Annotated in this window: 24 protein-coding genes; 16 read left to right on the top strand and 8 right to left on the bottom strand. The window is 72.8% G+C overall.

The window, feature by feature from the left end:
- Positions 1 to 927: 927 nt before the first annotated feature.
- From BJY28_RS04075 to BJY28_RS04065, 3 genes are all read right to left on the bottom strand, one after another.
- On the bottom strand, positions 928 to 1,737 hold the full coding sequence (locus BJY28_RS04075) for a PIG-L family deacetylase (RefSeq protein ID WP_179461873.1): 810 nt from the start codon (positions 1,735 to 1,737) through the stop codon (positions 928 to 930).
- 177 nt (positions 1,738 to 1,914) lie between these two features.
- Entirely contained in the window at positions 1,915 to 3,096 is a 1,182-nt protein-coding gene (locus tag BJY28_RS04070; protein ID WP_179461872.1) for a sterol desaturase family protein, read from the bottom strand.
- Positions 3,097 to 3,195: 99 nt separating this feature from the next.
- Positions 3,196 to 4,533 (bottom strand): spinster family MFS transporter, encoded by a 1,338-nt coding sequence (locus tag BJY28_RS04065; RefSeq protein ID WP_218875162.1) that lies wholly within the window; start codon positions 4,531 to 4,533, stop codon positions 3,196 to 3,198.
- Between the two features lie 61 nt (positions 4,534 to 4,594).
- Here BJY28_RS04065 and BJY28_RS04060 point away from each other — a divergent pair, with 61 nt between their 5' ends.
- Genes BJY28_RS04060 through fumC form a run of 3 tightly spaced genes read left to right on the top strand, consistent with a single transcriptional unit; the run spans position 4,595 to position 7,260 of the window.
- Positions 4,595 to 5,173, top strand: a complete 579-nt coding sequence (locus BJY28_RS04060; RefSeq protein WP_179461871.1) for an LOG family protein — start codon at positions 4,595 to 4,597, stop codon at positions 5,171 to 5,173.
- Between the two features lie 5 nt (positions 5,174 to 5,178).
- Positions 5,179 to 5,805 carry a DUF5701 family protein gene (locus BJY28_RS04055; RefSeq protein ID WP_179461870.1) on the top strand — a complete coding sequence of 209 codons (627 nt, stop codon included), beginning with the start codon at positions 5,179 to 5,181 and terminating at the stop codon, positions 5,803 to 5,805.
- Positions 5,806 to 5,859: 54 nt separating this feature from the next.
- The gene (gene fumC, locus BJY28_RS04050) at positions 5,860 to 7,260 is read left to right on the top strand and encodes a class II fumarate hydratase (RefSeq protein WP_179461869.1); all 1,401 of its coding nucleotides are present in this window, start codon (positions 5,860 to 5,862) and stop codon (positions 7,258 to 7,260) included.
- 169 nt (positions 7,261 to 7,429) lie between these two features.
- Here fumC and BJY28_RS04045 read toward each other — a convergent pair whose 3' ends face one another.
- Positions 7,430 to 7,942: a tetratricopeptide repeat protein gene (locus tag BJY28_RS04045; RefSeq protein WP_246313337.1), complete on the bottom strand. Its 513-nt coding sequence runs from the start codon at positions 7,940 to 7,942 to the stop codon at positions 7,430 to 7,432.
- A gap of 71 nt (positions 7,943 to 8,013) precedes the next feature.
- On the opposite strand from BJY28_RS04045, the gene BJY28_RS04040 reads away from it, so the two are divergent.
- On the top strand, positions 8,014 to 8,493 hold the full coding sequence (locus tag BJY28_RS04040; RefSeq protein WP_179461868.1) for a hypothetical protein: 480 nt from the start codon (positions 8,014 to 8,016) through the stop codon (positions 8,491 to 8,493).
- A 148-nt stretch (positions 8,494 to 8,641) separates the two neighbouring features.
- On the opposite strand, the gene BJY28_RS04035 is transcribed toward BJY28_RS04040, so the two are convergent.
- Both BJY28_RS04035 and BJY28_RS04030 read right to left on the bottom strand, forming a co-directional pair.
- The gene (locus BJY28_RS04035) at positions 8,642 to 9,475 is read right to left on the bottom strand and encodes a Rossmann-fold NAD(P)-binding domain-containing protein (protein WP_179461867.1); all 834 of its coding nucleotides are present in this window, start codon (positions 9,473 to 9,475) and stop codon (positions 8,642 to 8,644) included.
- Positions 9,472 to 10,050, bottom strand: a complete 579-nt coding sequence (locus BJY28_RS04030) for a nucleosidase (RefSeq protein WP_179461866.1) — start codon at positions 10,048 to 10,050, stop codon at positions 9,472 to 9,474. Before BJY28_RS04030 ends, BJY28_RS04035 begins: the two co-directional genes overlap by 4 nt.
- Before the next feature lie 68 nt (positions 10,051 to 10,118).
- Between BJY28_RS04030 and BJY28_RS04025 the strand changes: the two genes are divergently transcribed.
- From BJY28_RS04025 to BJY28_RS04010, 4 genes are all read left to right on the top strand, one after another.
- Positions 10,119 to 11,651 carry an amidohydrolase gene (locus BJY28_RS04025; RefSeq protein ID WP_179461865.1) on the top strand — a complete coding sequence of 511 codons (1,533 nt, stop codon included), beginning with the start codon at positions 10,119 to 10,121 and terminating at the stop codon, positions 11,649 to 11,651.
- A gap of 241 nt (positions 11,652 to 11,892) precedes the next feature.
- Positions 11,893 to 12,456: an alkyl hydroperoxide reductase subunit C gene (gene ahpC, locus BJY28_RS04020; RefSeq protein ID WP_179461864.1), complete on the top strand. Its 564-nt coding sequence runs from the start codon at positions 11,893 to 11,895 to the stop codon at positions 12,454 to 12,456.
- Positions 12,457 to 12,623: 167 nt separating this feature from the next.
- Complete coding sequence (ahpF, locus tag BJY28_RS04015; protein ID WP_179461863.1) at positions 12,624 to 14,303, top strand: alkyl hydroperoxide reductase subunit F; 1,680 nt, start codon at positions 12,624 to 12,626, stop codon at positions 14,301 to 14,303.
- A gap of 116 nt (positions 14,304 to 14,419) precedes the next feature.
- Complete coding sequence (locus BJY28_RS04010) at positions 14,420 to 14,848, top strand: cupin domain-containing protein (RefSeq protein ID WP_179461862.1); 429 nt, start codon at positions 14,420 to 14,422, stop codon at positions 14,846 to 14,848.
- A gap of 141 nt (positions 14,849 to 14,989) precedes the next feature.
- Here the strand turns inward: BJY28_RS04010 and BJY28_RS04005 are convergent, their stop codons facing one another.
- Positions 14,990 to 15,733, bottom strand: a complete 744-nt coding sequence (locus tag BJY28_RS04005) for a class F sortase (RefSeq protein ID WP_179461861.1) — start codon at positions 15,731 to 15,733, stop codon at positions 14,990 to 14,992.
- 2 nt (positions 15,734 to 15,735) lie between these two features.
- Positions 15,736 to 16,503 (bottom strand): CHRD domain-containing protein, encoded by a 768-nt coding sequence (locus BJY28_RS04000; RefSeq protein WP_179461860.1) that lies wholly within the window; start codon positions 16,501 to 16,503, stop codon positions 15,736 to 15,738.
- 124 nt (positions 16,504 to 16,627) lie between these two features.
- On the opposite strand from BJY28_RS04000, the gene BJY28_RS03995 reads away from it, so the two are divergent.
- The 8 genes from BJY28_RS03995 to BJY28_RS03960 all read left to right on the top strand — a co-directional run bounded on the left by BJY28_RS03995 (position 16,628) and on the right by BJY28_RS03960 (position 25,524).
- Positions 16,628 to 17,521, top strand: coding sequence for an alpha/beta fold hydrolase (locus BJY28_RS03995; protein WP_179461859.1), 894 nt, complete (start codon positions 16,628 to 16,630; stop codon positions 17,519 to 17,521).
- 4 nt (positions 17,522 to 17,525) lie between these two features.
- Positions 17,526 to 19,145, top strand: coding sequence for a flavin-containing monooxygenase (locus BJY28_RS03990; protein WP_179461858.1), 1,620 nt, complete (start codon positions 17,526 to 17,528; stop codon positions 19,143 to 19,145).
- Positions 19,142 to 20,011: an SDR family NAD(P)-dependent oxidoreductase gene (locus BJY28_RS03985; RefSeq protein ID WP_343036951.1), complete on the top strand. Its 870-nt coding sequence runs from the start codon at positions 19,142 to 19,144 to the stop codon at positions 20,009 to 20,011. Before BJY28_RS03990 ends, BJY28_RS03985 begins: the two co-directional genes overlap by 4 nt.
- Before the next feature lie 79 nt (positions 20,012 to 20,090).
- A complete protein-coding gene (locus BJY28_RS03980; RefSeq protein WP_179461857.1) occupies positions 20,091 to 20,921 on the top strand; it encodes an aldo/keto reductase in 831 nt (276 codons plus the stop codon).
- 212 nt (positions 20,922 to 21,133) lie between these two features.
- Entirely contained in the window at positions 21,134 to 22,123 is a 990-nt protein-coding gene (locus BJY28_RS03975; RefSeq protein ID WP_179461856.1) for an AurF N-oxygenase family protein, read from the top strand.
- A 64-nt stretch (positions 22,124 to 22,187) separates the two neighbouring features.
- The gene (locus tag BJY28_RS03970) at positions 22,188 to 23,801 is read left to right on the top strand and encodes an FAD-dependent oxidoreductase (protein ID WP_179461855.1); all 1,614 of its coding nucleotides are present in this window, start codon (positions 22,188 to 22,190) and stop codon (positions 23,799 to 23,801) included.
- The gene (locus tag BJY28_RS03965; RefSeq protein WP_179461854.1) at positions 23,798 to 24,640 is read left to right on the top strand and encodes a TetR family transcriptional regulator; all 843 of its coding nucleotides are present in this window, start codon (positions 23,798 to 23,800) and stop codon (positions 24,638 to 24,640) included. The genes BJY28_RS03970 and BJY28_RS03965 overlap by 4 nt, the downstream gene beginning before the upstream one ends.
- Positions 24,637 to 25,524, top strand: coding sequence for an SDR family NAD(P)-dependent oxidoreductase (locus tag BJY28_RS03960; RefSeq protein WP_179461853.1), 888 nt, complete (start codon positions 24,637 to 24,639; stop codon positions 25,522 to 25,524). The genes BJY28_RS03965 and BJY28_RS03960 overlap by 4 nt, the downstream gene beginning before the upstream one ends.
- Positions 25,525 to 25,610: the final 86 nt, after the last annotated feature.

Genomic DNA, 25,610 nt, shown 5'->3' with positions numbered 1-25,610 from the left:
GATCACTTGACTGGTTACCTGGCGAGGTTGGGTTCCTTCATGCATGAGAACGTGACTTTGGCTGCGGTGGTCGGATTGCTGGGTCTCGTGCTTGCCTACTCAGGATCTACGCAGTGGCGAGGAAGGGCGGCCTACATTACTCAGCGTGGCGCGACGGCGGAGGAGGTTCTTTCTCGAGTTCGCGTACATGTCGACCTTGCCGCAAGGTACGCCGCGGACTCGGCTGACGACATAGCCTCGTCTGGGCCGGGGCATCTGAGGCACGTGGTGCATTCAGTTTCCCAAGGGGCCATGGCGTGGGAGTCGAGTGGGCCGGTCGTCAGCCCGCCTCTTCCTCTGCTGCGCACATCGGGGAGGACGCCTCACAGGGGGGTTGCTGAATCGCGCCGCAGGACAAGGACGCGGCCGCGCGATCCACTGCCCTGGCCCGAGTCTCTCGAACTTCTCCGTGGCCAACTGGGGCAGATCGAGAGGGTGCTCGGCGACCCCACAACTCGGCTCGATGTCCTCACGCAGGCGCCGAATGGGTGCCTGGACGTTCTTGCTATGGCCTGGCCCTCGACAGCGAGTCAACACAGGGGCGAAAGTTGCAGTACGGGAGGTTCTGGGCGGGGCCGATGGGACGGTGTCGTTGACGTTGGGACGTTGGAGTCTTCGCGGGACAGATTCCGCAACGCGTTGCTCGAGGGGGTTGACCTGCTGGGCTCTCACGAAGAGTACGAGCTTTGCGAGTATTTTCGGGAATGCGGCATCGAGTTTCAAAGAGAACTAAAGGAAGTGGTTCGCGGCCTTTGTTGTCTTCACGCCAGGTTGCGCCTTTGCGACGATGCGATCAAGCGCGTTCACTACCCGTCGTCACTTCTTCAGCGATCGCGCTCGCGTTTGACGAAGGCCTAAGCGTCGGGTGAGGCGGGCGGCGCGAGCCGCTCAGGCGAAGGGCAGCCCGTCGCGCATCCCCGGCTCCAGGCCGGGCTCGATGTAGAACTCGTGTCCGAAGCCGGCGGCGAAGGCCTCCGGCGGCATCGCCAGCATCATCCCGGCGTCGGAGGTCTGGCTGGCGTGGCAGGAGAGCGCGGCGCGCTTGTCGTCGATGACCGCGCTGACGTCGGTGCGCCAGTGGATCTCCGCCTCGGGGGTGCCGAAGGGGTTGCCGTCGTCGGCCGGGCCGTCGATGTCCCAGGTGTCCTGGTCGTCGCCGTCGCCGGCCATGCCCATCTCCTTGGCCATGGCGAAGAGCACCCGCATGTGGTCGCGGTTGCTCGTCGACTCCAGCAGCCGGGGTCGCCGGGCGGCCAGCTCGGCGGCGCGGTGGGCGACGTGGTGGACCTTGACGTGGTCGGGGTGGCCGTAGTTGCCGTGCCAGTCGTAGCCGACGAGCACGTCCGCGTCCTCCTCGTCGAGGATCGCCGCGAGGCGCCCCGCGGCCTCGTCGAGGTCGGCGGCGTGGAAGGCGCCGGGCGCGTGGTTCTGCTCCCAGCCGGTCATCCCGGAGTCGGCGTAGCCGAGCCAGGCGACCCGCGCCGTGCCGGTGATCGCCGCGCTCGCCTCGGCCTCGCCGCGGCGGTGCTCGACGAGGGTCACGCCCTCGGGGAGGTGCTCGCTCCCTTCGCCGTGGTCACCGTTGGTGCCGTAGACGACGACCACCCGGTGCCCGGCCCGGCTGGCCAGGATCTGCGACCCGGCGGTCGCGGTCGCCTCGTCGTCGGGGTGCGCGTGCAGGAAGACGATGGTGCTCACGAGCGCCCATCATCCCCCACCCCCTCTCGTCCCACCCGTCACCCCTTTATCGGGTTACCCGATAATGGCTCGCTCTCGGGGGAAGGCTTCTCCGGTGAGCGAGAGGTTCTCGACGGCCGCTGGCGTCCCGCCGGCTCGCCCCTCGACGTCCCCGCAGGGCGCGAAGGGGGCAGACCCTCACCCGGCGACCGGCTCGGAGACCCGCTCGGCCGGCACCGGCGGCTCGGCGCTCGCCGCCAGCTCCTCGCGCCGCTGGTAGGCCCACCCCGGCCCGTGCAGCAGGAAGCCGACCCGGTCCGACCAGGTCGGGGCGCTGGCCACGTCGGCGGCGATGTCCTGCCACTCGTGGGTGGCGATGGTGCCGAGGTTGTAGCTGTCGATGTTGCGGGTCAGGCCGTAGCGCACCCGCTCGTCCTCGGGCTCGAAGGTGCCGAAGATCTTGTCCCAGACGATGAGGATCGAGCCGTGGTTGATGTCCAGGTACTGCCGCTGGCTGCCGTGGTGCGCGCGGTGGTGGCTGGGGGTGTTGAGCACCTTCTCCAGCCAGCCGATCGAGCGGATCGCCTCGGTGTGGATCCAGAACTGGTAGATGAGGTTGATCGCCCGCGCGTCCTCGATCGCCCGCGGCGGCACCCCGAGCAGCGCCAGCAGCCCGTAGGGCACGGCCATCGTGAAGCCCTCGGCGACCGGCTGCCGCAGCGCGGTCGAGAGGTTGTACCGCTCCGAGGAGTGGTGCACCACGTGCACCGCCCACAGCCACCGGGTCTCGTGCGCCAGCCGGTGGTTCCAGTAGTAGATGAGGTCCCACCCGGCGACGGCGGTCAGCGCCGCCAGCCGGGGCCGGCGGGAGAGGTCGACGAGGGCGAAGCGGCTCAGCCGGGTCGCCGAGGTCTGGGTGGTCCACACCGTCGCCGCGGCCACCGCGGTCGAGCCGACCGCGGCCACCGCCGAGCCCGCGGTGAGCAGCCCGAGCGCGTCCACCCGGGAGCGCACGGTGACCGGCGGCGGCTCGTCCGAGGGCAGCGTCCCGGCCTCCGGCAGCCGTCCGCCGTGATCGCTGCGCTGCCGCAGCACGTCACCGACCGTGGTCACCACCGCCGACGCGGCACCCAGCGCGAGCAGGGCCTTGCCCCAGCGTCCGGCGCCGGGGGTGAGCCGGCGCAGCACCGGGCCGGTGATCATCGGCGCCACCAGGCTGCCCACGCCCATCGCCAGGCTGGCCACCGTGTCGTTCAGCTCGTAGTCGCCCGCCCGGGTGGTGCCCGGCGCGGTCGGGTGCCGGCGCTGCCAGGCGTACTCGGCGCCCATCGCGCCGATGAAGGCCGGGATGGCCAGGACGGTCAGGTCGGGGCGTGCCACGGTGCACTCCTTCACGGGTCTCCAGGGTTCGACAACTGTAGAGGGCTGGTCGGTCGGCTGCCCAGGGTTCGGCCGAAGTCGCTCGGGTGGCCGGACGCCTCAGGGGCGCACCAGCGGTCCGCCGCCGTCGTCGCCGGCCCCGGCCACCCGCCGCTGGTCCTGCGGCAGCGTCCGGGCCGCCCGCCACGCGGCCACCGTGGCGATGACCAGACCCAGCGGGACGACGACGAGGAAGGCGCGGTGCAGGCCCACCGCGTCGGCCGCCAGCCCCGGCTGCGGTGTGGCCAGCACGTCGGAGAGCACGCCGGCGATGATCGGCCCGAGGGTGGCGCCGACGACGTTGAACGAGGCGAAGTACAGCGCGATCGCCGTGGCCCGCACGTCCGGGGTGGTCACCTCGGCGATCGCCGGGGTCGCCGTGGCGGCGAAGAGCTGGCTGCCGGTCCAGCCGAGCGCGAAGACGACGACGAAGGCGGCTGCCGAGCCCGACCCGAGCAGCAGCGCGACGAGCGTCCCGGGCACGGCGACGGCGAAGCCGACCGCCCCGACGAGCAGGCGCCCACCGGCCGCCCGCTCCTCGGCCCGGTCGGCCAGCTGGCCGCCGAGCAGCAGACCGACGATGCCGGCGAGCCCGAGGATCGCGCCGGCGCCGATCGAGGCGACCCCGATCGGCAGCCCGAAGTAGCGCTGCAGCAGCGGCACGACGAAGGTGGCCACCGCGTAGGTCGGGATCTGCAGCCCGACCCCGGCGAGCATCAGCCAACGCACCGTGGGGATCGCCAGCACCGAGCGGTACGGGCGCTCGGTGACCACGGGGGCGCTCGCCCCCTTCGGCTCGGAGGCGCCGCGCTCCGGCTCCGGGAGCCACAGCATCGCCGCGGCGAGCAGGAAGCCGGGCACCGCCGCGATGACGAAGGGGGCCCGCCAGGACCCGAAGGCCTCGACCATCACCCCGACGGTGAGGAAGGCCAGCAGCAGCCCGACCGGGATGCCCAGGGAGAAGATGCTGATCGCCCGGCTGCGCCGGTGCGGCGGGTAGGCGTCGCAGATCACCGCGTTCGCCGCCGGGCCGTAGCTGGCCTCGCCGATGCCCACGCCGAGACGGAAGATGAAGAGCACGACGAAGGCCTGGGCCAGCCCGCCACCGAGGGTGAAGAGGCTCCACACGAGCAGGCCGCCGGCCATGACGTAGCGGCGCGGCACCCGGTCGGCCAGCCGCCCGAGGAAGATCCCGGCGATCGCGTAGACGACCGTGAAGGAGCCACCGAGCAGGCCGATCGCGGTGTCGGAGAGACCGAACTCGGCCTTGATCGGCTCGACCACGACGGCGGGGATGGTCCGGTCGTAGAAGTTGATGACGTTGGCCAGGGTGAGCAGGAGCAGCAGCGCCCCCCGGCGGCCGGTGCGCATCGGGGCCACCTGGGTCGTCGTCGACATGGTCCGCAGTGTGACCCACCCGAGATCGTCGGCGGGCCGGATCGGGACATACCGTGGGGGGATGCACCTGCGACGGCTCTGCGTCTTCACCGGCTCCACGCCGGGCACCGACCCTGCCCTGGTGGAGCTGGCCGGGCAGGTCGGCGCCGAGCTCGCCCGCCGCGAGGTCGGCGTCGTCTACGGCGGCGGCGGTTCCGGGCTCATGGGTGCGCTCGCCGACGGGGCGATGCGTGCCGGCGGCGAGGTGATCGGGGTGATCCCGGACTTCATGGTGCAGCGGGAGTGGGGCCGCGGCGACCTCACCGAGGTGCACGTCGTGCGCAGCATGCACGAGCGCAAGGCGATGATGTCCGACCTCTCCGACGCCTTCCTCGTGCTGCCCGGCGGCATCGGGACCCTCGAGGAGCTCTTCGAGGTGTGGACGTGGCGGCAGATCGGGCTGCACGGCAAGCCGGTCGGGCTGCTCGACGCCGGCGGCTTCTGGCAGCCGCTGCTGACCGCGCTGGACCACCTGGTCGCGGCCGGCTTCGTCAGCACCGCATCCCGCGACGACCTCGTTGTCGCCGACGAGCTGCCCGCGGCGCTGGAGCAGCTCGCCGCCCGGGCCACCGACCGCCAGCTGCTGCGGCCGGGGAGCTGAGCGCCGTGGCCTTCCTCGTCGACCAGCTCGACCGCCTCCTCGACCTCGGCCTGGCCGACCTCGCCGGGGTGGACGAGGAGACGCTTGCCGACCGCGCCGAGGGCGAGGCGCTCGCCGGCAGCGGCACCCTCGTCGTGCACCCCTCGCTGATCCGACCGTCCACCCTGGCCACGCTGCTGCAGCGCAAGGGCAAGCCCGGCTACGTCGTGCCGGACATGAGCGACCTGTGCGACTTCACCCCGATCGACGGGGTCGAGGTGCCGCTGACCCCCTTCTACGTCCTCGACGGCATCGACCGTGGCGACGACCTGCGCGACTGGAGCCCGGACGAGGCGCTGCCGGAGATCGCCTCCCGCGGCCGCACCCCGCTGACGATCAGCGAGGGCATCTCCTGGCTGCTGCAGCGCCCGGAGATGCTCGAGCCGAACCACTGCTTCATGACCATCGCCTCGCGCAAGCCGAAGAAGACCGGCGCCCTGGACAAGCGCACCCCCGGCATCTGGATCGGTGGCGGGTCCCCGCGGGACGGCAAGGAGCGTGACGGGGCGCCGAAGGTGGGCTGGTGCTGGTCCGGCAACCGGCACTCCTGGCTCGGCATCGCCTCGGCCGACGGGCGCCGCCCGCTGGCCTGAGCGCGGGCCAGACCTCGCCCGGCCGCGGGTGAGCGCGGTGGCTAGGCTGGCGGCATGAGCCAGATGCGCGCCGAGAAGGACAGCATGGGCACCATCGAGGTGCCCGCCGACAGGTACTGGGGGGCGCAGACGCAGCGCAGCCTCGGCAACTTCGACATCGGCCGGGACACCTTCGTCTGGGGGCGCACGATGATCCGCGCCCTCGGCATCCTCAAGAAGTCCGCCGCGCAGGCCAACGCCGAGCTCGGCGAGCTGCCGCAGGACGTCGCCGACCTCATCGCCCGGGCCGGCGACGAGGTCATCGCTGGCGACCTCGACGAGCACTTCCCGCTGGTGGTCTTCCAGACCGGCTCCGGCACGCAGTCGAACATGAACTCCAACGAGGTCATCTCCAACCGCGGCATCGAGATCGCCGGCGGCGAGATGGGCAGCAAGACCCCGGTGCACCCCAACGACCACGTCAACCGTGGCCAGTCGAGCAACGACACCTTCCCCACGGCCATGCACATCGCGGTCGTGCTCGAGCTCGCCGAGACCCTCTACCCGGGGGTGCAGCAGCTGCGCGACACCCTCGCCGCCAAGGCCGAGACGTACGCGGACGTCGTCATGGTCGGGCGCACCCACCTGCAGGACGCCACACCGGTCACCCTCGGCCAGGTCATCGGCGGCTGGGTGGCCCAGCTCGACTTCGCCCTCGAAGGGGTCCGGCACGCCGACGAGCGCGCCCGCGACCTGGCCATCGGCGGCACGGCCGTCGGTACCGGGCTCAACGCCCACCCCGACTTCGGGCGGCTGTGCGCGGCGAAGATCTCCGCCGAGGCCGGTCACGACTTCCAGCAGGCCGACAACCTCTTCGCCAACCTCTCGGCGCACGACCCGCTGGTGCAGGTCAGCTCCGCGCTGCGCACCCTCGGCGGCGCGCTGATGAAGATCGCCAACGACGTGCGGTGGTACGCCTCCGGCCCGCGCAACGGCATCGGCGAGCTGGCGATCCCGGAGAACGAGCCGGGCTCCTCGATCATGCCGGGCAAGGTCAACCCGACCCAGGCCGAGGCGATGACGATGGTCGCCACCCGGGTCTTCGGCAACGACGCGACGGTCGGCTTCGCCGGCAGCCAGGGCAACTTCCAGCTCAACGTCTACAAGCCGGTCATGGCGCACGCGGTGCTGGAGTCGGCGCGGCTGCTCGGCGACGCCTGCGTCTCCTTCGACGAGCACTGCGCCAGCGGGCTGGAGCCGATCAGCGAGCGGATCGAGGCGAACCTCGAGTCCAACCTCATGCTCGTCACCGCGCTGAACCGGCACATCGGCTACGACCAGGCCGCGGCCATCGCAAAGAAGGCGCACAAGGAGGGCACCTCGCTGCGCGAGGCGGCCGTGGCCTCCGGTGTCGACGGCGACGACTTCGACGCGTGGGTGGTCCCGGCCGACATGACCCACCCCAGCGCCGGCTGACCACCCCCTTCCTCACCGCCCCTCCCCCTTCGTGCTGCCCCAGACGCGCGCCTAAGAACCCGGCTACCACGCAGTAAGTGCTGTGATCACGACACTTACTGCGTGGTAGCGCGCGCTCTAGGGCGGTGCTTCGAGGGCCTGGTGGGGTCGGGCGAGGCGTGCGAAGGGGTCAGAAGGGGGCGTCGTCGACGTCCATCGCCGAGCCGCCGGAGCCGGTGTCGTAGCCACCGAGCAGCTGGGCCAGGCGCAGCGGGCCGGCGGCCTCGTCGGAGCGGCCGGCGCGCTGCAGGGTGCGCCCCAGCAGCAGGTGGGCGTAGGCGTCCTGCGGGTCCTCGGCGATGACCTGCCGGGCCGCCCCTTCGGCACGCGTGAGCTGCGCCGAGCGGAAGTAGGACCGGGCCAGCAGCAGGCGCACCTCGGCCAGACCGTGGCCGACCGGGTCGCTGGCGGCGTCCGGCCCACCGGCAGCCGCGCCTGACGCCCCCTGGCCGGCCTGCGCCGGGGACCCGTGGCTCATGTCCTCTGGCGACCCCTCGCCGGGGACCGGGCTCTCCGCGCCACGCGCCGCGGCGATCTCGGTGAAGAGCTCCTCGAGCTCGCGCGCCGCCTCGAGGTACTGGGTGTCCTCGTAGTAGCGCCGGGCCCGCTCGTACCGCTCGAAACCGTAGACCTGGGTCATCATGGCCGCTCCAACGTCGTGGCCAGGCGCGTTCTTCCCGCCCGCGACGGGTGCCGAGCGGGCAGCATGGCGGCATGGCCCCGGATCCCCAGCCCAGCGAAGCGGCGACCTCCGGGAGGGGGATGGCCCGCGCCGATCCGGTGCCCTACCTCGTCTGCGGCATCGTCGCGTGGGCGCTGTCGTGCGTCGTCGGCATAGCCGCCGGTATCCAGGCGAGGAACCCCTTCTACTCGACGCGCCCCCTCGACCTCGACGAGGCCTGGGGTTCGATCACGCTCGCCGTGATCCTGATGATGGTGGCTGCCGCCTTCGTCTGCGTGGCGCTGGTCATCCTCGCCGCGAAGGTGCACGAGCTGCACGTCGTTCTCGTCCAGTCACCGGCGGGCGCGGCGTCCACCGTGTCAGGGGGCGAGGTACCCCCTTCGCCGTCCCCGTCCGCCCCGAGGGCCAGGCCATCCGGGTACCGCCCCGGAGCCCCGGCCGAGCCGGACCCGCGCGACGAGGACGACCACGGGGACCCGCTCGACGGGCTCGCTCCGCGCGGCCGTCGCTAGACAGGTCGACGGCACCGGTGGCCCAGGGGACGCGGTCGCGCCGCAGGAATGTCGCCCTGGACCGCGCGCGCCGCCGGGCCGGCGCGACATTCCTAGGATTGTCGACGCCAGGGGGACGCGCGTGCGCTGTCGTGACCGGCGCGAGGAGTCAGCGTGCGGCGTCAACGAGCGGGCCGTACCCCTCGACGAAGGTGGGGTAGCGCGGCACCCAGCCGGTGGCCCGCAGCCGGTCGTTGCGCAGCCGCTTGCCGTGCGGCTCGACCTCGGCCGCCTCCCACGCCAGCCCCAGCCGCTCGGCGACGAAGGCGCGCAGCTCACCCGCCGGGCACGGCCGGTCGTCGGTCACCAGGTACAGCGGCTCGGGCTCCTCGTCCCGGGTGAGCAGGTGCACCGCGGCGCCCGCGGCGTCCTCGCGGTGCGCCCGGTTCGTCATCCGCCCCGGGTCGGGGTTCTCGCCGCGGCGGACCTGGTCGACCACCCGCGGGGTGCGGTTGCCGTAGAGACCGGAGGGCCGCAGCACCGTGCCGTGCGGCAGCAGCTCGGCGAAGAGCTGCTCGGCCTCGTGCAGCACCCGCGCGGTCTCCCGCTCGGGCCGTGCGGGGGTGCGTTCGTCGACGTCGCCCTCGACGTCCCCGCACACGCTCGTCGAGGAGACCAGCAGCGCCCGGCGCGGCCGCCCGGCGCGTGCCACCGCCTCCAGCCCGCGGCGCATGCCGGTGAGATAGGTCCGTCGGTAGCCGTCGGCGTCCCGGGCGTCCGCGGTGAGGCAGACGACCAGCACGTCGGTGGGCAGGTCGGGCAGCGCCCGGGCCTCGTCGGTCAGGTCGAGGGAGAGCCCGCGGATCGGGTCGGGCACCCGGTCGGCGTGCCGGCGCACGCCGACGACGTCGCGGCTGGCAGCGTCCAGCCCCAGACCGATCCGTGCGCCCAGCTCGCCGCAGCCGAGCAGCAGCGCGCGGCCGGCGTCGCCCGTCGCGCTCATCGGGGATCACCCTCGCTGCGCAGGTCGTCCAGGTGCTCGCGCAACCACCCGGCCAGCCGGTGGGCGCACGCGTCGACCGCGTAGGACCAGTCGTGCGCGTCCTCGTCGGCGTCGTCGCTGACGTCCTTGACCAGGTGCACCGGCACACCCATCTCCTCGCAGGCCAGCGCCACCGCGTAGCCCTCCATGTCCACCAGCTGCGCCTGCTCGGCGAGCCGGTCCCGGACCACCTCGTCGGTGACGAAGAGGTCGCCGCTGGCCAGCACCGTCGGCCGACTGGCGTCGAGCACCAGCCGCTCGCGGGGGTCGATGCCGAGCTGGCGGATCGGCTCCGCGGACAGGTCGTGGTTGAGCACGGTGCCGATCTCGTGCACCCCGCGCACGCCCGGCCGCAGCGACCCGGCGGTGCCGAGGTTGACGACGACGAGGTCGTCACGACGGGGGTGCTCGGCAAGCGCCCGGGTCAGCCGGACCGCGGCCAGCGTCTTGCCCATCCCGGTGATGAGCACCGGGACGTCGTCCGGGACGTGCGCCACCTCGGTGGCGTGCGCGGCGACGACGAGGACCTCGCTCATGCGGCCAGTGAACCAGGTGAGCCAACCGCTGCACGGACCCGCCCCGACCCGTGGCTATCGTGCGGCTCATGACCGTCGAGATCCCCGCGCACCTGCTCGTCCGCGGTGCCCGCCCGGCCGGCGCGCTCGGCCTCGGTCCGGTGGACCTGCGGCTGCGGGACGGCTACGTCGTCGAGCGCGGCGAGCGGCTGCGGACGAAGGGGGCCGAGGTCCTCGACGCGAGCGGCACCTGGGTGGTGCCGGGCCTGTGGGACCAGCACGTGCACATGGGCCAGTGGGCCGCGGTCGAGCGACGGGTCGACGTCACCGGCACCGAGGGGCCGGAGGAGGTCGTCTCCCGCATCGCCACCCACCTGGCGACCGCTCCCTTCGACCCGGAGGACGAGGGCACCCTGCTGGAGGGGTACGGCTGGCGGCTGGCCGGCTGGTCCCGGCTGCCGTCGACCGCCGAGCTGGACGCGGTCTGCGGCGACCGGCCGGTGGTGCTCATCAGCGGCGACTGCCACGGCGGCTGGCTGAGCACCGCCGCCTACCGCGCGCTCGGCGAGCCGGTGCGCCCCGGGCACGTCGACGAGGACGAGTGGTTCGGCATGTGGTCCCGGCTCGGCGAGCTGCCGCAGAACCAGCGGGCGATCCGGGACAGCACCGACGTCGTGCTGCGCCGTGCGGCCAGCCGCGGTGTGGTCGGCTTCGTCGACCTCGAGTACGGCGGCCGGCCGTGGCGGGAGTGGCCGCGCTGGGTGGCGGCCGGCTTCGACCAGCTGCGGATCCGCCCGGCGACCTACCCGCCGACCCTCGACGAGGTGCTCGACGACGGCCTGGCCAGCGGCGACGTCCTCGACGAGTCCGGGCTGGTGACGATGGGCCCGCTGAAGATCATCAGCGACGGCTCCTTGAACACCCGGACCGCCTTCTGCTGCGAGCCCTTCGTCACCGACGACGTGCTGCCCAAGCCCTTCGGCAAGGTCAACGTGCCGCTGGAGCAGCTCACCTCGCTGCTGCGCCGCGCGGCCGGCGGCGGGCTGTCCGCGGCGGTGCACGCCATCGGCGACGCGGCGCTCAGCGAGGCGCTGCACGCCTACGCCGCCTCCGGCGCCAGCGGCACCATCGAGCACGCCCAGCTGGTGCGGATGGAGGACCTGCCGCGGATGGCCGCGCTCGGGGTCGCCGCCAGCGTGCAGCCGGCGCACCTGCTCGACGACCGGGACATCATGGAGGCGCTCTGGCCGGACCGGCTGGACCGCTGCTTCGCCTTCGCCTCGATGCGCGACGCCGGGGTGGAGCTGCGGATGGGCTCGGACGCCCCGGTCGCCCGGCTCGACCCCTGGGAGACGATGGCCGCGGCGGTGCACCGCAGCGGCGACGAGCGGCCGCCATGGATGCCCGACCAGGCGCTCTCGCCGAACCATGCCCTGGCCGCCTCCACCGACGGCGGCTGGCTGCGGGTCGGCGAGCGCGGCGACCTGGCGCTGCTGGCCGAGGACCCCTTCCTCGACGTCGACGTGCTCGACCCGGCGGCCTCGGCCGACGCCGCTGCGCGCCTGCGCGGCGCGCGGGTGGTCAGCACCCTCGTCGGGGGGCGGGTCACCCACGAGGCCTGAGCCTGCGGCCTGTCCGGACCGGTCCCGTGTGATGACGAAGGGGGTTGAGCAGCAACGACGTTGGTGGATCCGGCGTCGACACGCGCCGGCTTGCATCGCCCACCTCCACCGACTAATCTGGAACCGTTCCAAGGAAGCGCCCCACCGGTGCGGCGCTCCGTGCGCACCAGCCCGGCATCTCGCCGACGCCGTGCACGTCGACCGGAACGACGACCGACCTCGATGCGACAGGAGCACGCGCATGTCCCTGATCAACACCCAGATCCAGCCCTTCTCGGCCACCGGCTACGTCGGCGGCGAGTTCAAGGAATTCTCGCAGGACGACATCGCCGGCAAGTGGGCGATCTTCTTCTTCTACCCGGCCGACTTCACCTTCGTCTGCCCGACCGAGCTCGGCGACCTGGCCGACCACTACGAGGAGCTCAAGGGCCTGGGCGTCGAGGTCTTCGGCGTCTCCACCGACACCCACTTCACCCACAAGGCGTGGCACGAGACCTCCGAGACCATCGGCAAGATCGGCTACCCGATGCTCGGCGACCCGACCGGCCGGATCTCCCGCGGCTTCGAGATCCTCCGCGAGGACGAGGGCCTGGCCAACCGCGGCACCTTCCTCGTCGACCCGGACGGCATCGTCCAGTTCGCCGAGGTCACCGCCGAGGGCATCGGCCGCAACGCCAGCGAGCTCGTCCGCAAGGTCAAGGCCGCCCAGTACGTGCGCAACAACCCGGGCGAGGTCTGCCCGGCGAAGTGGGAGGAGGGCGAGGACACGCTCGCCCCGAGCCTGGACCTCGTCGGCAAGATCTGAGCCACCCGCACCCTCCGTCGCCACGCCGCGACGGACCCCACCGGCCGGCCCCCGTCGTCACCATCCCCCTGCCCCGGTCGACGACGGGGGCCGGTCCCCTTGCCGCCCCGCGCTGCCAGGGGCGACACCTCGCCGCGCCACCCACCGCCCGTGAAGGACTGATCGTCATGGCTCTCGACACCACCCTCGCCACCCAGCTCGCCGCCTACCTGGAGAAGGTCGTCGAGCCGATCGAGCTCGTCGCCACCTACGACGAGCGTCCGAAGTCCACCGAGCTGCGCGAGCTGCTCACCGAGATCGCCGGCATGTCCGCCCAGGTCACCCACCGGGAGGCCGAGGGTGACGAGCGCGCCGAGCGGGCCCCCTCCTTCGCCGTCGCCCGCACCGGCAGCGACGTCGCCGTCTCCTTCGCGGGCATCCCGCTGGGCCACGAGTTCACCTCGCTGGTGCTGGCGCTGCTGCAGGTCGGCGGACACCCGGTCAAGGAGGACGAGGCGACCATGGCCGCCGCCCGGGCGATCGAGGGCGAGCACGAGATCGTCACGTACATGTCGCTGAGCTGCCAGAACTGCCCGACCGTGGTGCAGGCGATGAACGCGCTCAGCGTGCTCAACCCGCGGATCCGGCACACCGCCGTCGAGGGCTCGCTCTTCCAGGACGAGATCGACCGGCAGCAGGTCATGGCCGTGCCGACGATGACGCTGGACGGCGAGCCCTTCGGCTCCGGCCGGATGGAGCTGGCCGAGATCGTCGCGAAGCTCGACGAGCTCACCGGCGGCACCGGCGCCGAGCAGGCGGCCGCCGCGATCTCCGAGCGCGAGCCCTACGAGGTGCTCGTCCTCGGTGGCGGCCCGGCCGGGGTCTCCGCGGCGATCTACGCCGCCCGCAAGGGGATCCGCACCGGGCTGGTCGCCGACCGCCTCGGCGGCCAGGTCAACGACACGATGTCCATCGAGAACCTCGTCTCCGTGCCCGGCACCGACGGCCCCACCCTGGCCGCCGACCTGGAGCGGCACGTCCACGACTACGACATCGACGTCGTCAAGGGCCAGCGGGCCGCCGGGCTCACCCCGGCCGGTGACGACGGCCTGGTGCGCGTCGACCTCGCCTCCGGGGCCACCCTGCGCGGCCGCTCGCTCGTCCTGGCCACCGGCGCCCGGTGGCGCACCATGGGCGTGCCCGGCGAGGAGGAGTACCGCAACAAGGGCGTCACCTTCTGCCCGCACTGCGACGGGCCCCTCTTCAAGGGCAAGCGGGTCGCGGTCGTCGGCGGCGGCAACTCCGGCGTGGAGGCGGCCATCGACCTCGCCGGCGTCGTCGGCCACGTCACCGTCGTCGAGTACCTCGACGAGCTGCGTGCCGACGAGGTGCTGCAGCGCACCCTGCGCAGCCTGCCGAACGTCGACGTGCGCCTCGGGCGACGCACCACCGAGGTGGCCGGCGACGGTTCCACCGTGACCGGCCTCGTGCACGAGCCGCGCGACGGTGGCCCGGCCGAGACCACCGAGCTGGACGGTGTCTTCGTCCAGATCGGCCTGCTGCCGAGCACCGAGTGGCTGGCCGACGGGCCGGTCGAGCTCACCGAGCGCGGCGAGATCGTCATCGACGAGCAGGGCGCCACGAGCGTCCCCGGCGTCTTCGCCGCGGGCGACGCGACCGTCACCCCGTACAAGCAGATCGTCGTGGCCCTGGGTGCCGGGTCCACCGCCGCCCTCGGCGCCTTCGACCACCTCATCCGCAGCGCCGCTCCGGCCGGCGACGAGGCCACCATCGCCGCGACGAAGGTGGCCGACGGCCCGGTCGAGGCCGGCGATCAGATCGACGTGCCGGACCTGGCCCGAGCCTGAGCGTCGCCAGCCGGGCCTGAGCCCGGGGCGCCTGACCTGCACGGGCGCACCGGCCCTGGCCGGGCGCCGCCGACAGCGACACACTGAAGCATCACCCGAGATCCGAGGAGGACACCATGACCGTCTCGTCCGAACCCGTCGACGCCGGGCCGAACCCCTTCGTCGTCGACATCGAGGCCAAGACCCTCGAGAACACCAACTACCGGACCACCATCTGGACCGGGAAGAACCTCCAGCTGACCGTCATGGCGATCAAGCCCGGGGACGACATCGGGCTCGAGGTGCATGAGGACCACGACCAGTTCATCCGTGTCGAGGAGGGTCGCGGCCGGGTGCAGATGGGCCCGGCCGAGGACGACCTCTCCTTCGACCGCGAGGTCGGCGACGACGACATCATAATGGTGCCGGCCGGGTCGTGGCACAACGTCACGAACATCGGCGACGTCGACCTCAAGGTCTACAGCCTCTACGGGCCGCCGGAGCACGTCCACGGCCGGGTGCACCCGACCAAGGCCGACCAGGACGCCGACCCCACCGAGGACTGACCCACCGAGGACCGACCCACCCCGGGCGTTGCCTCGACGCGCCCACCTGACGACCCGGCTACCACGCAGTACGTGTCGCGATCACAGCACTTACTGCGTGGTAGCTCGTGTCGTAGGGGAGGTGCGGAAGGGGAGAGAGCGTCAGCCGACCAAGCGCGCCGAGACGACCGTGTTGTCCAGGTAGTGCCCGGTCTCGGAGTCGAAGTCCCCGCTGCACGTGATCAACCGCAGCTCGGGCTCCTCGGTGTTGCCGTACACCGCCTCGGTGGGGAACTCGTCCTTGGGGTAGCGCTGCACGTCGTAGACCTCGAAGGTGGCGTCGCGACCGTCCTCGCGGCGGACCGTGACCTCATCCCCGTCGGTCAGCTCGCCGAGGCGGTAGAAGACCGACGGGCCGCTCTCGCCATCGACGTGTCCCAGGAGCACCGCGGGGCCGAGCTGGCCGGGCGTGGGGGACTGCCGATACCAGCCGACGTCGTCCACCTGGTCCCCCTCGGGGACCTCGAGCTCGCCATTCGCCTGCTGCCCGACGTCGAAGACGCGCTGGTCGACCCCGATACCCGGAACCTCCAGACGGGTGGGCCGGGAGCGTGGCAGGACCACTGTCGACGCTGGTCCCGAGGACACCTCGGCGGAGGGCGGCGGAGTGTCGGCGCGGGTCGGCTGCTCGGCGCCCGGGCCATCCTGCTCCTCCCCGGCACTCGTGCCCGGGCTCATATCTGAGGTGCTTGCCGAGCGTTCGGAGCTCGCAGACGCCCCAGCCTCCGGTGGCGGGTCCCCGCCACGCAGGCCCAGGGTGAGGGCGACCGCGCCGAGCACCAGCGCGGCGACGCAGGCCGCGGCCAGCGCGATGGTGCGCCGGCCGCGGCCCGTCGGTGTGCTCATGCTCAGCGGCTCGCCTGGGTGGCGCGGCGACGGCCGAGCATCATCAGGCCGCCGGCCCCGGCCAGGACCGCGGTGGCGCCGGCAGCGGCGACCATGCCGTCGCTCCCGTCCTGGGTGCCGCCCATGCCGGTGTCGACGCCGCCCTCGGGCATCGCGCCCATCTGGTCGGTGACCTCGCCGCACATGGCCGGGTTGGTGGCCTCGCCGGGCAGCTCCGGGTCGAGGTCCGAGGCAGGCCCGTCGTAGCTGCCGTTCCCGTTGTGGTCCACGCCGTGCACGACGATGACCGCCTCGCCGTCGCGGATCCCCTGAGCGACGTCGGCGTCGGTGATGGTGCGCTCGTAGGTGTAGCTGTCACCCACCGGGAAGCGATCGACGGCCAGCCCGCTGTCCGGCGAGAAGTCGCCCTCGGTGGTGAGGCTGGCGACGATGTCCCCGTAGTACTCGGCGGCGTCGCTGGTGCGGAGCTCACCGTTGGGGCCCTCGCCCTCCTCGTCGGCCGGCGGGCACTCGCTGTCGCCACCGACGTGCAGGTGCTGGGCGTGCGGCGAGTCGGCGAGCAGCCCCTGGGTCTCGATCTTGACCTTGACCTCGTCGCCCTCTGCCCAGACCCACGCGGTGCCCGAGGCGCCGGAGTCGTTGAGCTGGGTGAGGTCGGCGGTCATGACACCCTCGTCCACCGTCGAGGCCGAAGCCCCCGGGGTGAGGGCCAGTCCGGCGCCAGCCATGAGTGCGGTGGCGGAGAGCGTGCGGCGTGCGATCGTGCGCATGAGAATCCTCCGATGCTCGGGTCGACCCGCCAGCAGCGTTGCCAGCAGGTGGTGACAGGGCTTCGGAGGAGTCGCGGCACCGGATGGGTCGCATCTTCCTGACTCGTGAGTAACATGGGTGGGCATGAGGAGCACCATCGCGCACGACCGTCTGCAGGGGCCCGGTGAGCCGGTCGTCCTGATCCACGGCATCGGCCACCGCCGCGAGGCCTGGGGCGAGGTCCCCCGCCTGCTGCACGAACGGGGCCACGACGTCGTCGTCGTCGACCTCCCCGGCTTCGGCCGCAGCCCCGCCCCGGAGCGTCCGGACGGGTGGTCGATGCGCAGCACCGCCGAGCAGCTCGAGCGCCTCTTCCGCGACCTCGGCATCCGCCGCCCGCACGTCGTCGGCAACTCGCTCGGCGGCTACCTCGCCCTGCTGCTGGCCTCCCGCGGCACCGTGCGCACCGCCACCGCGCTCTCCCCGGCCGGCTTCTTCCCGCCGCACCACCTCGTGCTCGTCACCGGGCCGCAGCTGCTCTTCATGAAGATCGGCAGCCACCTGCCGACCGCGCTGCACCGCTGGCTCAACGGCACCCCCGCCCGCCGCAAGCTCGTCATGGGCGCCCTCTACCGCTACCCGGAGAAGATCACCACCGAGGACGCGGTCGGCGACACCCTCAACCTGCGCCGCTCCCCGGGCTTCTGGCCGCACTTCGTGCGCGCCATCCCGCTTCGCTTCCGCGGCCGGCCCCGCGTGCCCATGACGATCGCCTGGGGCGACCACGACCGGCTGCTGCTGCCGAGCGAGGCGGAGACCGCCCGCAAGCGCCTGCCCGGGGTCACCCACGTCCCGCTCGTGGACAGCGGGCACTGCCCGCAGATCGACCACCCCGAGCTCATCGTCGAGGTGGCCGAGGAGACCTTCGCCCGCGACGAGACCTCGGTCGGCGGCACGAGCCCGGCTGCGCCCGCCGCCGGGACGTCCGGCCAGAGCACCCCGAGCACGCCCACCCCGACCACCGAGACGGCAGGCTGACCTGATGACCCAGACCACCCCTTCGACCACCGGATCCGCCCAGGGCGCCGCGCACCTGCCCGAGCACGTCGACGTGCTCGTCGTCGGCGCCGGCCTGTCCGGCATCGGTGCCGCGGTCCGCATCCTCGAGCACAACCCGGGCATCGAGCTCGCCCTCCTCGAGGGTCGCGAGGCCACCGGCGGCACCTGGGACCTCTTCCGCTACCCGGGCGTGCGCTCCGACTCGGACATGTACACCCTCTCCTTCCCCTTCCGCCCGTGGACCGGGGAGCAGGCGATCGCCGACGGGGCCTCGATCCTCGACTACCTCCGGGAGACCTCCCGGCAGTACGGGATCGACCGCCGCACCCACCACGGCTGCCAGGTGGTCGCCGCCTCTTGGTCCACCCCGGAGCAGCGCTGGACCGTCGAGATCGAGACGACCGGCGACGACGGCCCGGTCCGTCGGCAGGTGACCACGAGCTACCTGCACCTGGGCAGCGGCTACTACGACTACGACGCGCCGCACGACGCGGGCTTCGCCGGGCGCGAGGACTTCCGCGGCGACATCGTGCACCCGCAGTTCTGGCCGGAGGATCTGCAGACCGACGGCAAGCGGGTCGTCGTCATCGGCTCCGGCGCGACCGCGGTCAGCCTCGTCCCGGCGCTGGCCGAGACCACCGAGCAGGTGACGATGCTGCAGCGCACCCCGAGCTACGTCTTCGCGGTCCCGGAGCGCGACGCGATGGTCCAGGGCCTGCGCCGGGTGCTGCCGGCGAAGGTCGTGCACACCATCGCCCGCGCGAAGAACCTCATCATGCAGGGCTTCCTCTACCAGCTCTCCCGGGTGCGCCCGGCCGCCGCCAAGCAGATCGTCATGGGCGACCTGCGTCGCCGGCTGCCGCAGGAGACCATCGACGAGCACTTCACCCCGCCGTACGACGTGTGGGACCAGCGCCTGTGCGCCGTGCGCAGCGGCGACCTCTTCGAGGTCATCCGCAGCGGGGCCGTCGAGATGGCCACCGGGCACATCGACCGCTTCGTCCCCGAAGGGGTCCGACTCACCGACGGCCGGGTGATCGAGGCCGACGTCGTCGTCACCGCGACCGGGCTGCGGCTCAAGGCGCTCGGCGGCATCGACTTCGACGTCGACGGCGAGCACACCCCGCTGGCCACGACCTTCGCCTACCGCGGGCTGATGGTCGGCGGCGTCCCGAACGTGTCGATGACCGTCGGCTACGTCAACGCCTCGTGGACGCTGCGGGCCGACCTGGTGAGCACCTACGTCGCGCGGCTGGTGCGGCACATGCGCGACAACGGCTACGGGGTGGCGATGCCGGTGGCGCCGGAGGGGATGACCGCCAAGCCGATCCTCGACCTGTCCGCGGGGTACGTGCAGCGGGCCATCGGTGCCTTCCCGAAGGCGGGTGACCGTGCCCCGTGGACGATGCCGCAGAGCTACGTGCGGGACGTGCGGATCTTCCGCGCGGCGGACGTCACCGAGGACATGTTCTTCCTCCCCGAGGGCGCCGACGGGGTCCGCCTGCCGGCCACCGCGCACGCCCCGGCGGAGCTGGCGCTGCCCGGCAGCTCGAGCAACGTGGACGGCTCGGCCGGCGACCTCGCCGAGCAGGTCCCTGCGTGAGCGGCAGGCACCGGCGCGGGGAGCTCCCCGCGCTGGAACCGACCGGTGCCCTGGCGCTGATCACCGGCGCCGCCGGCGGGATGGGCGAGCACCTGGCGAAGGGGTGGTGCCGCCGCGGCGGTGACGTCGTGCTGCTGGACCGGGACGCCGAGGGGCTGGCCCGGGTGGCCGCCGAGATCGACGCCCAGGCTCCGGCGGCGAGCGTGACCACCTACCCGGTGGACCTCGCCGACCGCACGGCCACCGACGCGGTGGTCGCCGAGGTGGTCGAGACTCACCCGGAGATCACGCTGCTGGTCAACAACGCCGGGGTGGCGCTCGGCGGCACCTTCGAGCAGACCTCGCCGGACGACTTCGACGGGTTGCTGGAGATCAACCTGCTGGCGCCGATCCGGATCACCCGGGCGGTGCTCCCCTTCATGCTCGACAACCGGCGCGGTCACGTCGTCAACACCTCGAGCCTCTTCGGGCTCGTCGGTCCGGCGGGGCAGTCGGCGTACTCGACGAGCAAGTTCGGGCTGCGCGGCTTCTCCGAGTCGCTGCGCAGCGAGCTCGCCTCGCTGGGTGCGCCGGTGGGGGTGACCAGCGTGCATCCCGGCGGGATCCGCACCGGGATCGCCCGCAACGCCCGGGTGGCCGCCGACGTCGACCCGGAGGAGGCGGCGCGGCACCAGCGCGCCTTCGCCAAGATGCTCTCCTACCCGGCGGACCAGGCGGCCGAGGAGATCCTCGAGGCGGCGATCGCGCGACGTCCGCGGCTGCTCATCGGCAAGGACGCCAAGGCGCTCGACATCCTCGCCCGGGTGCTACCCGGGCGGTACTGGCCGGTGATGCAGCGGCTCATGGGTGGCGCGACCCGACGCTGAAGGTCCGCCCGCTGCTTCACGTGCGCGCGGCGACCTCCCCGCCACGCGCGCCCCCGGTCGCGCGACCTACGGTGGAGGTATGACGCAGACCACCCGCTCCCTCGCCGACGGCACCACCCTGCCCGCGATTGGCTTCGGCACCTACCCACTGCGCGGCGACGACGGCGTCGCCGCGATCCGCTCGGCCATCGAGGTCGGCTACCGGCTGCTCGACACCGCGGTGAACTACCGCAACGAGCGCGAGGTGGCCGAGGCCGTGCGCGCCAGCGGCGTCCCGCGCGACGAGCTCTTCATCCAGACGAAGATCCCCGGCCGCGACCACGGCAACGCGCGCCGCAGCATCGAGACCTCGCTCGAGATCATGGGGCTCGACGAGCTCGACGCGGTGCTCATCCACTGGCCCAACCCGTCCCAGGGCCTCTTCGTCACCGCCTGGGAAGGCCTCATCGACGCCCAGCAGGCCGGGCTCGTCCGGCACATCGGGGTCAGCAACTTCACCGCCGCCCACCTCGACGCCCTCGTCGAGGCCACCGGCGTCACCCCGGCGATCAACCAGATCGAGCTGCACCCGCTCTTCCCGCAGGACGCCCAGCGCGCCGCCGACGCCGAGCGGGGCATCCTCACCCAGGCCTGGTCGCCGATGGGCAAGCGCGAGGCCCCCTTCGACGCCGCCCCGGTGGTCGCCGCCGCGCAGGCCCACGGCGCCACCCCCGGCCAGGTCATCCTCGCCTGGCACCTGGCGGTCGGCTCGCTCCCGCTGCCGAAGTCCACCAGCCCGCAGCGCCAGCAGGAGAACCTCGCGGCCGCGCAGGTCGCGCTCACCTCTGCCGAGGTCTCCGCCATCGGCGGGCTCGCCCGCGAGGACGGCAGGCTCTTCGACGGGGACCCGGACCTGCACGAGGAGATGTGACCGAAGGGGGGGGGCCCGCCCCCTTCGAGGTCATCGGCCCACCCGGGCCCGGGCTCGCCACCTCTGACCGGGCTCGCCCACGCGAGCCGGGGCTCGCCCACCTGAGCCACCACCCACCATTAGGTGATACATGGTGTCCCGGGTATTTACAGCGCTGGCTACGCGAGAGTAACTTGGCGGCGACGCCAACCGCTCTCAACGAGGTGAGCAGGATGACCAGCACGCAGCAGATCCCGAACTACCGGGTGCCCGCCGACGACGACAGCTACCAGGCCTCGCTGCTCGAGCTGTCCGAGGCCTCGGTAGAGCAGCACTTCGACGCCTTCGTCGACATCGACTGGGACGCCTACGAGATCGACCCGCACGACCCGCGCTTCGTCCTCCCGGCGCACGACATCGTCGGCGGTCACCCCTGGTACCAGGCGCTCTCGCCGCAGGAGCAGGCCCGGGTGGGTCTCTACCGGCAGGCGAACATCATGAAGGTCGGTCTGCAGTTCGAGCAGATCCTCATCAGCGGCCTGATGAACTACGCCTTCGGCCTGCCGAACAACGACCGCTCCTTCCGCTACTCCACGCACGAGGCGACGGAGGAGTGCCACCACACCCAGATGTTCCAGGAGTTCGTCAACCGCTCCGGGATGCCCGTGGCCGGCGGCTCGGTGGTCTTCCGCGCGGTGGGCATGCTGCTGCCGCAGTTCGCCCGGGTGCTGCCGGTGGCCTTCTTCGTCGGGGTGCTCGCCGGCGAGGAGCCGATCGACCACCTGCAGAAGTCGCTGCTGCGCTCCGAGCACGCCATGCACCCGCTGGTGCAGCGGATCATGCAGATCCACGTCGCCGAGGAGGCCCGCCACATCGGCTTCGCGCACCACTACCTGCGCAACACCACGCAGGGCATGGGTCGCGGGCAGCGCGCCTTCCTCTCGGTGCTCACGCCGCTGATCATGCGCTGGCTGTGCGACGAGATCATGAAGCCCTCGGCCCGCGCCCGCCGCGACATGGGGCTGCCGGACGAGGTCTACGCCGAGATGTTCTGGGGCTCGGACAGCTCGCGGAAGTTCCTGCGGGACCTCTTCGCCGACGTGCGCGCCCTCTGCGAGGACATCGGCATCATGAACCGGCCGGCCCGCCGGCTGTGGCGGCGCATGGGTATCGACGGGCGCCCCTCGCGCTACCGCAGCGAGCCCGCCTCGGCCGCCGCCTGAGGCCCGACCCACCCCCTTCGCCCCGCCCGTCCGCGCCCGCGGACCATCCCTCCCCGGGAGTGCCATGCCCCACGTCATCACCCAGTCGTGCTGCGTCGACGCCTCCTGCGTCGTCGCCTGCCCGGTCAACTGCATCCACCCGGCGCCGGGCGAGCCCGGCTTCGGCACCACCGAGATGCTGTACGTCGACCCGCGCACCTGCGTCGGCTGCGGCGCCTGCGTCACCGCCTGCCCGGTGGACGCGATCAAGCCCGTCACCGCCCTGACGAAGGGGGAGGAGGCCTTCGTCGCGATGAACGCCGCCTACTACGAGGAGAACCCGCACGACGAACGGCAGCCGATGGCCCTCGTGCCGCAGCAGCGCCGGCTGCGCGACCGCGACCGGCGACTGCGGGTCGCCGTCGTCGGCGCCGGACCGGCCGGGCTCTTCACCACCGACGAGCTGCTGCGCCACCCCGAGGTGAGCGCGGTGGACATCTACGACCGCGTCCCGACGCCGTACGGCCTGGTGCGGGCCGGGGTGGCACCGGACCACCAGCGGACCAAGCTCGTGGAGATCCTCTTCCGCAAGATCGAGTCCGAGCCGCGGGTGACCTACCGGCTGGGCGTCGAGGTCGGGCGCGACGTCACCGACGAGGAGCTCGGCGCGAGCTACGACGCGGTGATCTACACCGTCGGTGCCTCGGCCGACCGCAGCCTGGGCATCCCCGGCGAGGACCTGCCGGGTTCGACCTCGGCCACCGAGGTCGTCGCCTGGTACAACGGCCACCCGGACGCCCAGGACGGTCCGCGGCTGGACCACGAACGGGTCGTCGTCATCGGCAACGGCAACGTCGCCCTCGACGTCGCCCGGGTGCTCACCGCCGACCCGGCCGCGCTGTCGGCCACCGACATCGCCGCACCGGCGCTCGACGCCCTCGCGGCTGGTGCGGTGCGCGAGGTGCTCGTCCTGGGCCGTCGCGGCCCGGCGCAGGCCGCCTTCACCGTGCCCGAGCTGGTCGGGCTGCGCACCCTGCCCGACGTCGAAATCGTCGTCGAGGCGCCGAAGGGCAGCCTGGCCGGGGACGACCCGGCCTCGCGGCTGCTCGCCGAGATCGCCGCGACCCCGGAGCAGGGCCACCCCCGCCGGATCGTGCTGCGCTTCACCGCCGCCCCGGTGCGGATCACCGGCGACGGCCGGGTCACCGGTGTCGACGTCGCCCGCACCCGCCTGGTCACCGACGAGAGCGGGGCGGTGCGTGCTGAGCCGACGGAGACGGTCGAGCACGTCCCGGCCGGGCTGGTGCTGCGCAGCGTCGGCTACCGGGGAGTTCCGGTGCCCGGCCTGCCCTTCGACGAGGCGGCCGGCACGGTGCCGCACGAGCAGGGCCGGGTGCGCCCGGGCCGCTACGTCGCCGGGTGGATCAAGCGCGGGCCGCGCGGCTTCATCGGCACGAACAAGGCGTGCGCCCAGGAGAGCGTGACCAGCCTCGTCGACGACCTCGACGCCGGCCTCGTCCCGCCGCCGCGCCGCGGCCGGAGCGCGGTCGACGCGCTGCTCGCCGAGCGCGGGGTCCAGGTCGTCGACGAGGGCGGCTGGCGACGCATCGACGCCGAGGAGCGGCGCCGTGGCGAGGCGCGTGGCGCCGACCGGGCGAAGGTGGTCGCGCGCGACGAGCTGCTGGAGCTGGCCCGGTGAGCACCACCTCCGACGACGCCCCGCTCGCCCAGGGCGAGGTCACCCGGGACGGCCGGCGAGCGCGCTGGGCCGAGCACAACCGCACCCGACGACGGCTGATCCTCGACGCAGCCCTGGAGGTCGCCGAGGACCACGCCCCCGGGGCGACGGTGACCCTGGACCAGATCGCGGTGCGGGCCGGGCTGCGACGGCCGGCGGTCTACCGCTACTTCGCCGACCGCCGCGAGCTCGAGGTGGCGATGCAGGTCGAGGTGGCGCACCGCCTCGCCCGCGAGATCCTGCTCGAGCTGGACACCGCCAAGACGCTGATCACGCTCATCCGGGACGCCATCGGCGTCTACGTCGGCTGGGCTGAGGCGCACCCGTCGCTGCTGCGGATCATCGACTCCGGCGCGCGGCTGTCCGACGGGCCGGTGCAGCGCGGCATCTCCGAGATCGCCCAGGTGGTCACGCACATCGTGCACGGCGCGCTCGACGACTACGGGGTGCAGGTCAGCCCGGCCGAACGAGCCACCGTCGACCCCCTCGTGCACGGGCTCGTCGAGGCCGTCGTCGGCACCGTGCGCCGCTGGGTCGCCCAGACCACCCCGCCGCCGCGCGAGCTGCTGGTGCACCTGGCCAGCGAGTCGGTGTGGTTCATCATGGCCGGCCACGCGCAGGTGCTCGGCATCCCGCTGGAGCGCGACACCCGGCTCGCCGAGCTGGCCGGCATGGCGGGCGACGAGACCGACGAGACCTCTGACGACGCGGCTGACGCCGAGCTCGACCAGACCACCGACCAGACCACCCCGCCCCGGCCTCCCGCCGGCGACGGACCCGACGAAAGGGACACCGCATGAACCTGCTGAACCGCGACCTGGCTTCGATGGCCGGCGCCCGCTGCCTCGTCACCGGGGGCGCCTCCGGGCTGGGGCTCGAGCTCGTCCGGCTGCTCGCCGCCGACGGTGCCCGGGTGCTCGTCGCCGACGTCCACGAGCAGACCCCGGCCGGCCTGCCCGAGGGCGTCGAGTACCGCCGCCTCGACGTGCGCGTCGACGAGCAGTGGGACGAGGCACGGGTCGACGTCGAGACCCGGTGGGGCGGCCTCGACCTGCTCGTGCTCAACGCCGGCATCGCCGTCGGCGGTCGGATCGAGGTGACCTCGCTGGAGGACTGGCAGCGGATCGTCGACATCAACCTGCTCGGCGTGGTGCGCGGCTTCCACAGCTTCGTGCCGATGATGAAGCAGGCCGGGTCGGGCCGGATCGTCGTCACCGCCTCGGCGGCCGGTCTGGTGCACCCGCCGGCGATGTCCGCCTACAACGCGGTGAAGGCGGGCGTCGTCGCCCTCGCCGAGACCACCCGCGCCGAGCTCGCCCCGGCCGGGATCACCGTCTCGGCGATCTGCCCCTCCTTCTTCCGGACCAACCTGCACGAGTCGCTGCACGGCAAGGACGTGGAGATGGAGCAGACCGCGACCTCGCTGATCACCGACGCCCCGCGCACCGCGGCCCAGGTCGCCAGCAGCGCCTATGCCCAGATCCGCGCCGGGAAGCACCTCGTGCTGCCGGACGGCGAGGCCCGCTTCGCCTTCTACGGCAAGCGTTTCGCCCGCCCGGTCTACGACCGGGTGATGCTCTTCGTCGGCGGTCGGGTGGACAAGGGCGGCGAGCCGCTCCCCGGTCCGGTCGCCCGGGTGCGCAAGCGCCAGGGCGAGCGCGCCGCCGCCCGCCGCGCCGCCTGACCCTCCCCCTTCTGCGCAACTGCCCGGGCAGTTTCGCCCCACCGCCCGCAACTGCCCGGGCAGTTTTCACCCCTTCTGCGTCAACT

The organism is Janibacter alkaliphilus (assembly GCF_013408565.1).
Lineage (GTDB): Bacteria > Actinomycetota > Actinomycetes > Actinomycetales > Dermatophilaceae > Janibacter > Janibacter alkaliphilus.
This window is presented reverse-complemented; position numbering and strand designations above follow the sequence as displayed.

Coding starts and splice junctions, on each gene's coding strand:
- BJY28_RS04045 (WP_246313337.1), bottom strand. CDS start 7,942: ATGATGACCCAGGTCTACGGTTTCGAGCGGTACGAGCGGGCCCGGCGC.
- ahpC (WP_179461864.1), top strand. CDS start 11,893: ATGTCCCTGATCAACACCCAGATCCAGCCCTTCTCGGCCACCGGCTAC.
- ahpF (WP_179461863.1), top strand. CDS start 12,624: ATGGCTCTCGACACCACCCTCGCCACCCAGCTCGCCGCCTACCTGGAG.
- BJY28_RS03970 (WP_179461855.1), top strand. CDS start 22,188: ATGCCCCACGTCATCACCCAGTCGTGCTGCGTCGACGCCTCCTGCGTC.
- BJY28_RS04000 (WP_179461860.1), bottom strand. CDS start 16,503: ATGCGCACGATCGCACGCCGCACGCTCTCCGCCACCGCACTCATGGCT.
- BJY28_RS04005 (WP_179461861.1), bottom strand. CDS start 15,733: ATGAGCACACCGACGGGCCGCGGCCGGCGCACCATCGCGCTGGCCGCG.
- BJY28_RS04030 (WP_179461866.1), bottom strand. CDS start 10,050: ATGAGCGAGGTCCTCGTCGTCGCCGCGCACGCCACCGAGGTGGCGCAC.
- BJY28_RS03995 (WP_179461859.1), top strand. CDS start 16,628: ATGAGGAGCACCATCGCGCACGACCGTCTGCAGGGGCCCGGTGAGCCG.
- BJY28_RS03960 (WP_179461853.1), top strand. CDS start 24,637: ATGAACCTGCTGAACCGCGACCTGGCTTCGATGGCCGGCGCCCGCTGC.
- BJY28_RS04040 (WP_179461868.1), top strand. CDS start 8,014: ATGGCCCCGGATCCCCAGCCCAGCGAAGCGGCGACCTCCGGGAGGGGG.
- BJY28_RS04010 (WP_179461862.1), top strand. CDS start 14,420: ATGACCGTCTCGTCCGAACCCGTCGACGCCGGGCCGAACCCCTTCGTC.
- BJY28_RS04025 (WP_179461865.1), top strand. CDS start 10,119: ATGACCGTCGAGATCCCCGCGCACCTGCTCGTCCGCGGTGCCCGCCCG.
- BJY28_RS03980 (WP_179461857.1), top strand. CDS start 20,091: ATGACGCAGACCACCCGCTCCCTCGCCGACGGCACCACCCTGCCCGCG.
- BJY28_RS04035 (WP_179461867.1), bottom strand. CDS start 9,475: ATGAGCGCGACGGGCGACGCCGGCCGCGCGCTGCTGCTCGGCTGCGGC.
- BJY28_RS03975 (WP_179461856.1), top strand. CDS start 21,134: ATGACCAGCACGCAGCAGATCCCGAACTACCGGGTGCCCGCCGACGAC.
- BJY28_RS03990 (WP_179461858.1), top strand. CDS start 17,526: ATGACCCAGACCACCCCTTCGACCACCGGATCCGCCCAGGGCGCCGCG.
- BJY28_RS04065 (WP_218875162.1), bottom strand. CDS start 4,533: ATGTCGACGACGACCCAGGTGGCCCCGATGCGCACCGGCCGCCGGGGG.
- BJY28_RS04060 (WP_179461871.1), top strand. CDS start 4,595: ATGCACCTGCGACGGCTCTGCGTCTTCACCGGCTCCACGCCGGGCACC.
- fumC (WP_179461869.1), top strand. CDS start 5,860: ATGAGCCAGATGCGCGCCGAGAAGGACAGCATGGGCACCATCGAGGTG.